Here is a 12,475-nt window from a genome sequence, read left to right as displayed (position 1 = left end):
AAAATGATTTTTTTATTGGTATGGTTTCAGAAAATGAAACCTTTTACGGGCCTTGGCCCTTCAGGTACAGGCGATGGCAAATCGGGAATTCAGCGAGCGCGATCTGCGCTCGTTGCGCATCTTCTGCGCGGTGGCGCAGGCCAGCGGCTTTGCTGCGGCTGAGAAGCAGTTGAATATGTCGAAGGCGTCGATCAGTCGACATATTCGCGAGGTCGAGGAGACATTGGGCACGCGGCTATGCGAGCGCGGGCCGTCAGGCTTTGTGTTGACGCATGCGGGCAAGGTGGCGCTGGAGCTTGCGCGTGATGCGCTGAAGTCGCTAGAGCGCATTCGTCCTGAAATCGACGCCGTGCGCGGCGTGCTCTCGGGGACGCTCTCTATCGGGATGGTCGAGCACATTCTGTCGGACGTCGGCTGTCACATTCCCGAGGCGCTCGATGCGCTCAAGACGCAAGCACCCGACGTCAAAGTCGAATTGACGGTGATGACGTTCAACGAGTTGGATCTGGCATTACGCGAGCGTCGCGTGCAGATCGCGATACGGGGGATGTACAGGCGTGAAGCGGGCTTTCATTACCAGCCGCTGTTTATCGAACGTCACCAGTTATATGTGGCGCGGCATCGGATGAAGGACGCGTCGACATTACCCCTGGTGTATCGAACGCAACCGTTCGTGCATGAGGCGCTGAACTCACTGGGCTTGACGCGCGGGCCGACGGCATCCGGACTGGAAGCCGTCGCGATGCTAGTGCTCTCGGGACACTACGTGGGGCTGTTGCCGCAGTATTACGCGGCGTCGTTTGCGAAGCGTCACGCATTGGCAAGAGTGCCATCCGGCCCCGAGTACGAAAACGCCATCAGCGCAATCACAGAAGCGTCACGCCCGAAAACCCGGGCGCTGGATCTGTTTTTGGAGTTGTTGGCGGGGTTTCATCCCAGCGTCTGAGGAGAGTCTGGTATCAGACATGTACGATGCCCGGTGTATTGCTCTTTGACCTCCCGAAAACCGCATTTCGCTCATAGAGCAACGATGCGATACCGGCAACCGAAACGATAGTGCTCAATATCGGCATGATGGCCAGTTGCGCAAGCATCGCCAGCACATTGACGGTCACAGCCACAAAAAGGACGATCAACGCTATCCGCCAGACGACTTTCGTACACCGCTCCAGGCTCATGGCCATGACTGAGAATCCGAGCGTCATGAGAAATACGTTTGCGATGGTGTTCGCCAAAATCGATATTTTTTGGAGCAATGTTGCACCGTTCGAAGAGTAGTCAGCTCCGGTCAAGGCTAGTACAAGAACAAATGCGTTGAGTACAGCAAAATAACAAAACGCAACCTGCGCAATCAGAAAGTTGTCTTCTCTGGATTTCTTTTCCATCAAACATTCACTCGCATCAATCAAGCTCCTGACTTCACCGCGGAAACATTGCGGTCCTGCATCGACCTCCGTCCACGAACGACCGAAATTACCCCTCCCACGGAGAGGATGCCTAGCAGCATCGGAAGTGGCCCGGGTTTAACGGTCATTAACTGCGCACTCCAGATCAGATTTAGCAGGAAGACGCCTACCGCCACTCGCCAAAGCAACATGGTGCAGGTGGCGAAACGCCTTGCCATAGCGTAGTAACAGGCGGCCGAAAAAATCTGGAAAATCAAAGCAATCACGACGATGAACGACCTTTGCCCAGCAGAGAAACGATCGTCCAGAGAATACGGACTGGCACCCGCCAACAAGATGAGCGCATCCAAAATACTCAACATCGCCAGCAAGTAACACGCCACCTCCGCAAACGCGAATCTATCGTCGCCCACGAAATTATCAAGACGCTTGTCAAGCCTGACCTCCTCGCGAACTGGCCATGGGAGGATTCTTCTTCGATTCATGTACCACAACCTAAAATTTCTTCTGAGCATTGGGAATAACGCGACCAAACAGGTGAAGATCGCCCCGAAGAATGGAGCAAAAACATAAAAAAACCATGCATTCATTTTTACATCGCATACCTAATTATTTTTCAAATATTAAATCCGGATAGATTGTGACAGCACCCCCGCCCCTACTTTCGGCGGAGGCGCTTCCCGCCCGTTATGGGGCGTCACCAGACCAGCTAGCGAGCCGAAGAGTCTTCACCTGTGACTAGCTTTGCAACGAAATCTATTTTCTGCTGACCTACGTGGGCATGTTGACGTTGCAGTAGGAGCAAGGCTTCGCATGCCTGCGGTGAGTCGGGTTTTATATCCTTAATCTTGGCTCCCAGCGTCTCAAGTTGTTCGTCGTAAGGACGCGTTTGGTCGGCGGCACCGGTTCGCATCACTTCGCCCAATGCGACTTCGAATGTGACGCCCTTCGCATCCTGCACGAATTTCACTGCCCGACCATACTGCGCCATAGTGGCCTTCCGAACCAGCGCGATTTCTTCTCGCCCCTTCTTATAGGCATCTGATTCGTTGCATTCGTATGCGAATGCTTGAGTTTGTGTGAAGAGGCCGAGACATATAGCCGTAACTTGAAAAATCGAGAATCTGATCATTTAGGGTCAACCTGTTTCATTTTGATTGCTGCTGCGACAAGCTTTCGAGGTCATGGCTCTCGATTCTGTCAGTAGTTAATTATCAAGTCCTTCAAGATATCTTTCTTTCCCCACTTGAACGAACACCGACGGCCCGTCTCGACTCCGACCACTCCCCCCTTGCCTTCAACATCAGCACTTACCGGCGTGCATCCACCGGAGATCGTCACCGTCGGCGTCCCCTGCATCGAAAGCGGAAATTCAATTGCCGCGTCTTTCGGGATCGTATGCACAAGTGTGATGTTTTCAACATAGTCGTCCGGCAGTACAAAGATCAGCGCGCGATCGACCTTCAATTCGTAGTAATCGTGCTGAAACGGCGCTGATGTCCTACAAATTTCGGTGGTGTGACCTTCGATTGATTGGGAAAAGCACTTGGGTGCCGCCGCGTATGCGTTGAGAGCAAAGACACTCAGGGCTGTGGCGGTGATCGCGCGCGTTGCGCGAAGATATTGCCCGGTCATGATTAAAATTAATTTTATGATAAGCATTAGAGAACTCTCCATCCCCATCAATCCCTTTTGACCAAATACGAATTAGTTCTCCCGCCTTTTTGATGAAACTCCAGAAGATAATCACCCGGCTCAACCTTCATTTCAGGCGTCGAAAAAAAAGGGAGCGACCCACCAGCAATTGTTCTATGCCGATTCATAAACGTAAATGTTAAACCCAAAATTGAATCAGACACTTTTCCACAAGATATTCCCTTCTCAGTCTTTTGATCCCAACCATCGCATTTCTTCCCAGTGACGATAAAATTATCACCCCCCTTTTCATGCCCAATTACAACTAAATTATCATCTCGAACACCTATCGAAAATGAAGTTACCGAAGAATTAGCTCTACGGCGATCCACGACCGAATACTCACCGACCAACACTGCCGCAACTCGAGAGAAATCATCCCGCCGCTGAGCGACTGACCTCTCATCCACGGGCACCGAAATGCAACCAGACAAAATAACAACAAACACTGGCAAATATATAAGTTTACTAATATTAAAAACCATTTCCATTACCACAAATAAAATCAGAAACCATAATGCAAATATTTTTACCTAAAAAATACTTGTTTATCATTAATCCCTAATCACCCCGCACACCCCTTATCCATGCTATTAAAGTCAATACCAGCGCGGTTATGACGGAATATTTAACCACATAGGTCACATCACCCCATCCGGGAACGTATTGTTTCTCGTTAAAAAAAGCGTACCCATAACCACCAATCATCCATGAAATTGAATATGCCACGAGAGAAATAAGTAAAGTCCAAGCAAATGACCGGGTTATTTTTTTAATCAAACTTCACCTCACTTATTTTTCGATTTCCCAATAAATTCAATTAAACTCTCCTGCATGGCTCCGCTTGCCACCCCACCCCCAATCACGGCGACATCGTTGGATTTAAACAAGTTGTAGCCGCTACCGGACCACGATCCGGAACCTGCCCATGAACTAGCATCGTTTATCGTCGGTCGGGCAATCGCATTCAATTTTTTTGTCATCATCGCCCCCGCGCCATAACCGAAGAAGCTTAATGCACCACTAGTTAATCCCTCGCCGATGATGCTCTCGTCTTTTCCTTGGAGAGCGTTGTTAATCGCCGTTGTCGCTGCACCGTTGACCCCATTAATCGCGACATTCATATACACCCCACGACCATGTCCTGCAGTTCCCGCAACGAATGCGCCAACCACATCCACAGGATTTATCTCGCCTTTCTGAGCGTATTGCGCAGTTGCATTGATCCCCGCACTGATCGATCCCGTTCCGACGGGGCCTGCTAAGGTTTGAGAGCCGAGCGCACCGTTAGCGCTGAAAATCGGCGTTCCAGGCAGCGTCGCAACTTGACGCCCTAAAGCGAGCGTGCCTCCAAGCCCCAGACTGGACGCTGAGTACAAGAGCGCCGCCGTCTCAGGGCTGAGTCCCAAACTCTGAAGTGCTTGTTCGCCGTACGTCGACGCGGCACCGCCCGTAGCCGTTCGTGTGAACCCAGCCTTTGAGTAATCGAATGCACTCACCGCAATCGCCGTTGCCGTCCCACACGCCACTACGGTAGGACAGCCGACACCCAATGCCCCCGCCCCAATGGCGACACTCGTAACTCCCTGCAAGGCGCCGAGTGTCCGGCCACCAACTTGGTATCGGTCATAGGCGTCGTTGATCTTGTCCGACAGGGAATATCCCTCGAACACCCCGGCGCGTTTTAGCATCTCTCGCTCCGCTGTAAATCCTTCACCCTCCGTTTGCATCTTCAGTAATACGGCACGGTTAGGATCACTGTCAGGTATCCCATCCGCGCAGCGCGCGTCGGCACACAACGCAGCAGCATATCGGTACTGCTCCTCTGGTGACTTTCCTCGCTGAAGTGCCTTGAGCTTCTCCTCCTCCGACGGATGCAACTGTCGGTTATAGCGATCAGCATTGAATCCAGTGAACGCCCCTGAGCTTCCCCCCACAGCCGCCCCCACCGCCGTTCCAATACCCGTCGCGACAATCTGCGCGAGCGCTTCATCGACGTCTGCATTTCCCGTCGGGCGTGAGTTCTGGATGTCGGCGCTCAGCTTGTTCAGTGCTTCGCCGAGCTTCGACGTCGCGCCTGCGCCTAACGCACCACCCAACGCATTGCCACCGCCCAAGCCCGCTACGATTGCACCGCCAGCGGCATGCATCAGCGCTCGGTAGTCGCCGCCTTCTTTCCAGTTTTCCGCTTCTTGCAGGTATTGCGCTTGGAGTTCCGGATCGGTCGTATTCTTCGCAAGCGTCCGCGCCTCATCCTCCTTCTTCGACGCATACGTCCCGATATCCCTCGCGACCGCTTCCCCCGCCGCCGTCGCGGCCGACATCAAACGCGACTGGTCGTTCAGCAACTCCTGCAAATCCGGCGTGCGGATCACCGTCCCGTTCAGGTCCGTCGTGTCGCGCTTCAGGCTTGCCAGATCCTGCTTCTGGTTCGCACCGTCCGTCAGCGTGATCGTGCCTTCGCTCACGCCGCTGTACGTCGTTGCGCGTTCACTGCCGCTCGCGAACTGCGGCAGCATCGGCGATATGCCGCCCTTGTTCTTGCCCGACGTCGGGCCCGTCGTCTTTTTCTCCGTGCCGCTGTTCGCGATGGAAAATCCACCGCCGAAGCCAAAGCTGTTCGCGCTGTATTCCGAGTGATTCTCGATGTCGGAGAACGTCAGCGTGCCCGTCGTCAACTGGTTCTTCGACGCATCCGCCGTACTCGCGATGTACGCCCCCTTCAGGTCCGTGTTGCCCGCCACGTCGACGTCGAACCCGCCAGCCCCCGCCTGAATGCCCGACTGCTCCACGACACCCGCATAGTTTGCGCTGGCATTACCCCGCGAGTAACTGAAGCTCCCAGACGCACCGCCCTGACTCAGATTCAGGCCGCCGCTCATGCTCTGCTGATGCGCTGAACTCTCACTCGTGTCCTGCACACTCGCGATATTCAGATCACCCCCCACACGCGCAATCACCGTCTCGGCATTCACGTTGGCACCGACGACATTCGTGTCGCCGCCACTCACAATCACCGCCGTATGACTCGCGTTGATGTGCGTGTTGCTCTGGAACGTCGAATCCGAATTCGCATCGCCGTTTCCTCGCGACGCCGAGGCCGACACCCCAAAACCGCCCGTACCGAACGACACGCCCAGACTTCCGCTCTTCGATTCGTTCTCGCTTCGCGTCGATTCCGTATCCGTGCTGTGACGCAGGTTCACCTGATTCGTCGCTTGCAGCAGTACGTCCTTCGCATCGATGCTCGATCCGATGACGTCGACGTTGCCCTTGCCGCTCGCAGCATCGCCCGTCGCAATGAAGGCCGCCGTCCCGCCCGCTTTGATCTGACTCGCCACGTTCTGCGTGCTATCGACCGACGACGTCGACTTGCTGCTCGACGATCCCCAGCTAAGCTCCACCTTCGCTTCCGGCGTCTCGCCCGCACGCAACGTGTCGAGCACCTTACCGGCCTCGCCCACCGCACCATAGGCGCCGCTCGCGGCGGCGTAGCCCCGCAACGCCGACACACGCGCGTCGCCGCCGGAGTCCACCGCCGCATTCACCTGACTGTTGACGTTCTGCACCGCATCGATGACCGGCGACTTCAGTGCCAGCGTGAAGCCCGAGCTCTTGTACTCGTGCGCCTCGTCGTGATGAACGCGATCGACGACCGATTCGATGGAGACGTTCTGCCCGATACCGGTCACGTCACCCCCCGCCATCACATCGCTACCGCGCACCGACAGATCCCTGCCCGCCACCAGACTGACGTTGCCATCCAGACTTCCGACGAGACTGCCCGTGTGCGTCACGCTGCTGTCGTTGGTTCTGTGCCGCTCCTCGTTCTTTCCATAGGAAATCCCGACGCCGCCAGCGGAACCCAGGCCCGAGTGCTTCGTCTCGTGAAACGAACTGCTCTCGCTCACGTTCTCCGACGTCTCGATTCTCAGATCTCGCCCGGCCTGCAACGCGACGTCTTGCGTGCCGACCACGGTGGAGCCGATCACGCTCAGGTCCCGGCCCGCCGTCGCGCCCACCGAATCCGCAGAAACGGTCGAACCCACGGCAACGGTCTGATGCGAGCGCATTTCGGACGTTTCCTCCGATTTCGACAGGAACCCCGAACTACTGTTGTGTTGCCAGCGATAGCCATCGTGCGTTTCCGACACCGCTCCGATCGTGACGTCGCCCGTCGCCGCCAGCGCCGCTGTGCCCGCGCCTTGCGAAGCCACGGTCGAGCCCAGAATCGTCAGGTTGCCCGTACCGGACGTCGGCGCGACCGGTGTTACCGCGTGAGCGCCCAGAAGCTCCCCGGCGACCGCCGTCTGCCCTGCGCCGACGATCACGTTGTTGCCCGCAACGACCTGCGTGCCACGAACGGATTCGTCGAGCGTGGAATCGACGAACTTCAACGTCCCGCCAAACGACCGCGCGTCGTGCGTGTAAGCATCTTTCGCGGCATTCACCGTCACATCGTTGCCCGCAATCACCGTCACGTTCTCGCCCGCACTGAGCGTGGCGGCATTGAGCGTGGTATCGCGTCCCGATATGGTCGTCAGATTGCCGCCCGACGAAATCGCACTCCCCACGTGCTGCGTCACGACGTCGCTACCGCCATTCTTGCCATCGCGGGTGCCGACGGTTTGCGATTGCCCGACTGCGAGCGTATTCAACTGGATGTCGCGCCCGGCGGCCACTGTCACCGAACCGTCGCTCGCGACCGCACCGGCATTGAGCGTCACGTCGCGATTCGCGACGAGCGTCGCACCGTTCGATGCCGAAATGCGCCCGACCGATCCGATCGATGTCGCCGAAGCGCGCGACGCGAACCCGCCGGTATCCGTCCCCGCCGTTTGCGTGAGCGTGGTCGATTCGTTGATGAGATCGCGCCCCGCGCGCAACGCGACGTCCTGGCCGTCGATGTGACCGCCAGTGTTGCGAATGTCGCCCAGCGACGTCAGCGCCGTCGTGCCACGGCTGCCGACAGAACCGAAGTTGACGATGGCGTCGCCCAGCACGGTCGTCGCGGTATCGCTAACGATGCGGCCACTATTCTGGACGTCACCCGTTGCCGCAAGCTTCACGCTCCCGCCTCCGACCAACGCGCCAGTGCTCGCCAGATCGACTGTGCTTGCCTGCGCCAGATAAACCTTCGGCACCAGAACCGACTGCACCGAACCGTCCGGCAGCGTGACGTCCTGCGACACAAGCCAGACGAGATCGGTCGTCAACTGCTGCATCTGCACGTCGGACAACCCAACCCCCACGCTCAGATCGGACTGCTTGCCATACGCCACACCGTTGCCCAGCAACGCCGTGTACTGCGCGAGATAGTCGGCGTTCCCGCCAAGCAGCGTTCTTCCGGTGAGCGCCGTGATCTGATCGCGCACGAGTTGCGTTTCGTAAAAGCCATCGCCAAGACGCTTCTGCGTTTTCTGTGGGTCCAGCCCGAGCGCGTCGAGCATGTAATCGCTGGAAATGAATTTTCCGTACTGCGTGAACCGCGCATCGGTCGCGACGAGATAGGTATGCTCCGGCGCCGGACGCAACTGGTACAGCGGACTGCCCGGCAGCGTCAGCCCCGGAACCCCGCCCGGCAATGTGATCAGTGCCGACCCGCTGCCGTTGCCGCCCGTCACGCCAGTGTTGCCGACGGTGTTGCCGTTCCGGTCAACGCTCGATACCGTGATCGTCTGGCCGCTGGTCTCCACGGTCTGATTGCCCACAGCAATCGCCGGGAGCGAGGCGACTGTGGTCGGCGGCAGCGGCGTCACCGGATACGCAACATCGAGCTGCTCGGAATCGCCGCCGGACTTCTGATGCCAGTAGAAGGTCGAGACCTGCGACTGCGCGACACGCTCCTGCAGGGCGATGCCCTCATCACGCACTGCGCCGCCTTGCGCACGACGAATCAGGTCGCCCCCCGCCGTCATCAATGACGACTGATTGCGGATCTCACCACCATCCGCATTGATGCGAATCGTCCCCTGCGCCTGAAGCTTGCCTTCGGCCGACGCGCTCACCAGTTCGTCACGCGTACGTGTCGTCGTCACGACGCGCTTCAATTCGTTGTAATCGCGCTGGTCGATGCCGAGATCGCCACGGGAGATGGCCTCGTCGGGACGAATCATCGTGCTCGGATTCCAGTCCGGCCAGAACGTAATGCGATAGGTCGAACCGTTGTCGACGATACCGTTGAAATACTGCACGGCCTGCGTCGCCACCTCTCGCGTCTTGGTGCCATTGGCGCAGTTCCCGTGATCGTCGCATGGCCCCTGCCCTTGCGTGGTGGCATCCGAATAGGTCTCGACGATCGGGCGCGTCAGACTGAAAGTCTTCGCCGCCATATCGAGATTCGTCACCTGCGATTTCGGCAATTCGACCGTCACGGGAAGCGCCAGGCGTTCGAGCAACATCGACGAAATTGGGGCGCGCCCCGCGTTCCAGTTCCACTCGGGGAACGTCCGACTTTCGTGCCACAGCGTTTCGTCGCCACCGATCAGACCGGCCGTCCACAAGCCGAACGTCTTCGTCTCGCTCTGCGGCGTGCCCGCTTGCGTCACGATGCTGGTGCGCTGGTTGTCCACCACGCTCGCGGCGATATCCAGATTGCCATCGGCGACGATGCTCGCCGAGCTGTTCGTCAGTTGCGACGACTGATTGGCAAGCATCCCGGTAGCGTCACGCACGCCGTCCCGCGCGATTTCGATATCGCCCATGCTGTACAGCAACGCACCGTCACGGTTCACCACAGCGTTGGACGCATACACGGCCAGCCGACGCGTCGCGCCCACGATCGCGGACGGCCCGGCATTGTCGACATCGGCGGCGTCGACCTGAACATCGTTGCCCAGCACACCGTAGACATTGTTGACGGTGTTCGCCTTCAGACGAACCGTATCGCCGCCGATATTGCCTGCGTTCGAGAGCAGACCGTCGGCGCTCAACTGCGTCGTTGCCGCATTGATCAGACCACCCGCATTGTTGACGATCTGCATGGCGCGCACGTTCAGCGCGCCCGGTGCTTCGAGCACGCCGTCGTTGACGAAGCGTCCCGTAGACGTCACCGTCAGCGCGCCATCGGCGCGCAACCGGTTCATCGACGCATTCACGTAATCGCCGCTCGCCGCAACCGTCAGATCGCGACCGGCGGTCATCTGCCCGGCACCGCTCATCGCACCGCCAACACTGACGTCCCGATTCGAGCGGACGATACCGCGCGTGTTATCGAGCGACGCCAGTTGCATGGCCACGTCGCCACGGCTTTCCATGACGCCGTCCGTATTCGTCACGCGTGCACCGCCCTGCGTCATCGTCAGCGAAGCGCCGCCGAAGACCTGACCGTAAGTGTTATCGAGCGCATCGCGAATGCCGAGCACCACATCGCCCCCACCGACCACTTTTCCGCCCGCCACGTTGGCGACGGAAGCGGCATCGACACTCAGCCGACCGTTGCCGCCCAGCGTGCCACCCGTGTTGTCGATAGTCGTTGCGGCAACGACTTCGGTAGCTCCGTCCCCCGCGTTGGATATCTGGCCCGACGCGTTGTCGATGGTCTGTGCGGAGACGTTCAGTCGGTCGTGCGCGCCGTTCGCACTGAGACGTCCGCCCGTGTTGGTGAGCGCTCCGCTCGCGCTCACCGTGACGTCGCCGGTCGACTGCATCGAACCGCTACTATTGTCGATGTCGCCGCCCGCCGACACCGAGAGACCCTTGGCACCGAAGACGACACCACCATCGCGATTGATGAAATCCGCAGTCGTCGACACGTGCAACGCATCGGCCGCGCTGAGTTCGCCACCGGCATTATTGAGCCACGCCGCCGTCGTGCTGAGCACGCCGAGCGTTCCCACCAGTCCGGTGCGGTTAGAAATGACGCCGGACGACGTCAACGTGAACTGCCCGTCGCCGAGATGGCTCACCGTCCCACCATCGTTGGTCATCTGCCCCACATCGAGCGCAAGCGATCCAGCGTTCGTTGCCATCGTCCCGCCGGTGTTATCGAGCGCGCCGCCTACCGTGATCGCCTGATCCGATGCGCCAAACTGCTTGATTTCTCCCGAACGATTGGATGCGTCGCCCGACACCGTCAGTGACAACGTGTCGGCGTGCAAACGGCCGTGATCGTTGTCCAGTACGGCGGCGGTGATCGTCGACGCCGCGGCAGATATCGATCCCTGACGATTGACGAGTGCGCCGCCGAGCGTCGCGTCGATGCGCTCGGCAGCCAGCGTTCCGCCCGTGTTATCTAACGCTCGCGCGGCCATCGTCATGGTGCCGCTGGCGAGCGTTTTCCCGGCGTTGACGAGCCTGCCCTCAGTCGTAAGCGTCAGATCGCCCGCCTGTGCGGCAATCACGCCACGATTCGAAACGCCCACGCCGTTCTCGGTGCCTTGCAGGAAGATGCGCTGGGCATACATGCCGCCCAGTTGCCCCACGTCCAGCGCCACGTCCGGCACGCCCGCTTCGCCCGCCATCTTTTGCACGGCCAAACGCTCGTGATCGACGAGATTCGTCCCCGTCACTACGTTGAGTTGTTTGGCGTGCAGTGCGGCGTTGACCTGCACCGCACGGGAGATGAGATCGACCTGACCGACGTTCTGTGCGTTCAGCCCGTCGCCCTGAATCACGAGCCGTCCGCCGTTGACCTGATATCCCGTGAGGCTACCGTCCGGCCCCATGATGGGCGAGCCCGTGGTCAGCACACCGCGCGTAGTGTTGATAAAGCCGCCGCCGTCGACCAGTATTCCGGCGCTGTTCGCCACCACCACCTGCGCGGCCTTGCCAGCGACTTCCAGATACCCGCGCAATTGGCTCGGTGACTGACTGTTGACCTGATTCAGAATGACGCGAGCCGCCTGATCGCGCGCCAGATTCGGGTTGCCATTCACGTACCCGGCCTGCTGCGTATTCACGAGGGTCGACGAGTTGTTCAGGATGACCCCCTGACGCGGCACGTCGAACTGCGAATACACATTTTTCGACACCCCGGCAGCCGTGGGCGCCGTGATGTTTACCTGCTGCAAACCATTCGCAGTCTGTACCACACCCGGCCCATTGGCTCCGGGCGCGGCCACCACTTGTGCACGTACTGCCACCGGCGCAATGACCTGAGCCAGTACCAGCGCCCGAACCATCGCGCGCTGCAAACCACCTTCCCCACGACTGCCCCGAACCCCATAGCGGCCTTGCCCGTTCACGTGTGCGTTCATCTGATCTTCTTGATTTTTAAGACGACTACGAGCGGGTCCTAACCCCACGTGTTACGTCTCGGATACCAACTTTCGCCGGCGGGAATTTTCTGAAGATCGGAGTATCTGTTTGGTCGCGAGGCGTTCCTTCAGAAAACGGAACAAATTGGGTTGCATCCCAAAAAATTCGCACAACAG

The 12,475-nt window shown here is 58.6% G+C and carries 7 protein-coding genes; 1 reads left to right on the top strand and 6 read right to left on the bottom strand.

Annotation, left to right across the window (positions count from 1 at the left end; translation table 11 throughout):
* Nucleotides 1-73 precede the first annotated feature (73 nt).
* Entirely contained in the window at nucleotides 74-946 is an 873-nt protein-coding gene (locus NA29_RS03440) for a LysR family transcriptional regulator (protein WP_039395791.1), read from the top strand.
* Between the two features lie 13 nt (nucleotides 947-959).
* Here the strand turns inward: NA29_RS03440 and NA29_RS03435 are convergent, their stop codons facing one another.
* The 6 genes from NA29_RS03435 to NA29_RS03415 all read right to left on the bottom strand — a co-directional run bounded on the left by NA29_RS03435 (nucleotide 960) and on the right by NA29_RS03415 (nucleotide 12,298).
* Nucleotides 960-1,385, bottom strand: a complete 426-nt coding sequence (locus tag NA29_RS03435; protein ID WP_039395789.1) for a hypothetical protein — start codon at nucleotides 1,383-1,385, stop codon at nucleotides 960-962.
* Nucleotides 1,386-1,405: 20 nt separating this feature from the next.
* Nucleotides 1,406-1,996, bottom strand: a complete 591-nt coding sequence (locus tag NA29_RS03430; protein ID WP_039395788.1) for a hypothetical protein — start codon at nucleotides 1,994-1,996, stop codon at nucleotides 1,406-1,408.
* Between the two features lie 119 nt (nucleotides 1,997-2,115).
* Nucleotides 2,116-2,538 carry a Tim44 domain-containing protein gene (locus NA29_RS03425; protein WP_039395786.1) on the bottom strand — a complete coding sequence of 141 codons (423 nt, stop codon included), beginning with the start codon at nucleotides 2,536-2,538 and terminating at the stop codon, nucleotides 2,116-2,118.
* A gap of 68 nt (nucleotides 2,539-2,606) precedes the next feature.
* Nucleotides 2,607-3,068 carry a hypothetical protein gene (locus NA29_RS03420; protein WP_224786731.1) on the bottom strand — a complete coding sequence of 154 codons (462 nt, stop codon included), beginning with the start codon at nucleotides 3,066-3,068 and terminating at the stop codon, nucleotides 2,607-2,609.
* Nucleotides 3,069-3,088: 20 nt separating this feature from the next.
* The gene (locus tag NA29_RS25645) at nucleotides 3,089-3,586 is read right to left on the bottom strand and encodes a hypothetical protein (protein WP_150777139.1); all 498 of its coding nucleotides are present in this window, start codon (nucleotides 3,584-3,586) and stop codon (nucleotides 3,089-3,091) included.
* A gap of 303 nt (nucleotides 3,587-3,889) precedes the next feature.
* The gene (locus tag NA29_RS03415; RefSeq protein WP_052252486.1) at nucleotides 3,890-12,298 is read right to left on the bottom strand and encodes a hemagglutinin repeat-containing protein; all 8,409 of its coding nucleotides are present in this window, start codon (nucleotides 12,296-12,298) and stop codon (nucleotides 3,890-3,892) included.
* Nucleotides 12,299-12,475 lie beyond the last annotated feature (177 nt).

The organism is Pandoraea sputorum, assembly GCF_000814845.2.
In the GTDB taxonomy this organism is placed as follows: domain Bacteria; phylum Pseudomonadota; class Gammaproteobacteria; order Burkholderiales; family Burkholderiaceae; genus Pandoraea; species Pandoraea sputorum.
The sequence above is the reverse complement of the archived record's forward strand: the minus strand, read 5'-3'. Positions and strand labels throughout refer to the sequence as shown.

What these genes read in the sequence shown, in the direction of transcription:
- NA29_RS03420 (WP_224786731.1), bottom strand. Translation starts at nt 3,068, where the DNA reads ATGCTTATCATAAAATTAATTTTAATCATGACCGGGCAATATCTTCGC.
- NA29_RS03440 (WP_039395791.1), top strand. Translation starts at nt 74, where the DNA reads ATGGCAAATCGGGAATTCAGCGAGCGCGATCTGCGCTCGTTGCGCATC.
- NA29_RS03430 (WP_039395788.1), bottom strand. Translation starts at nt 1,996, where the DNA reads ATGAATGCATGGTTTTTTTATGTTTTTGCTCCATTCTTCGGGGCGATC.
- NA29_RS03415 (WP_052252486.1), bottom strand. Translation starts at nt 12,298, where the DNA reads ATGAACGCACACGTGAACGGGCAAGGCCGCTATGGGGTTCGGGGCAGT.
- NA29_RS03435 (WP_039395789.1), bottom strand. Translation starts at nt 1,385, where the DNA reads ATGGAAAAGAAATCCAGAGAAGACAACTTTCTGATTGCGCAGGTTGCG.
- NA29_RS03425 (WP_039395786.1), bottom strand. Translation starts at nt 2,538, where the DNA reads ATGATCAGATTCTCGATTTTTCAAGTTACGGCTATATGTCTCGGCCTC.
- NA29_RS25645 (WP_150777139.1), bottom strand. Translation starts at nt 3,586, where the DNA reads ATGGTTTTTAATATTAGTAAACTTATATATTTGCCAGTGTTTGTTGTT.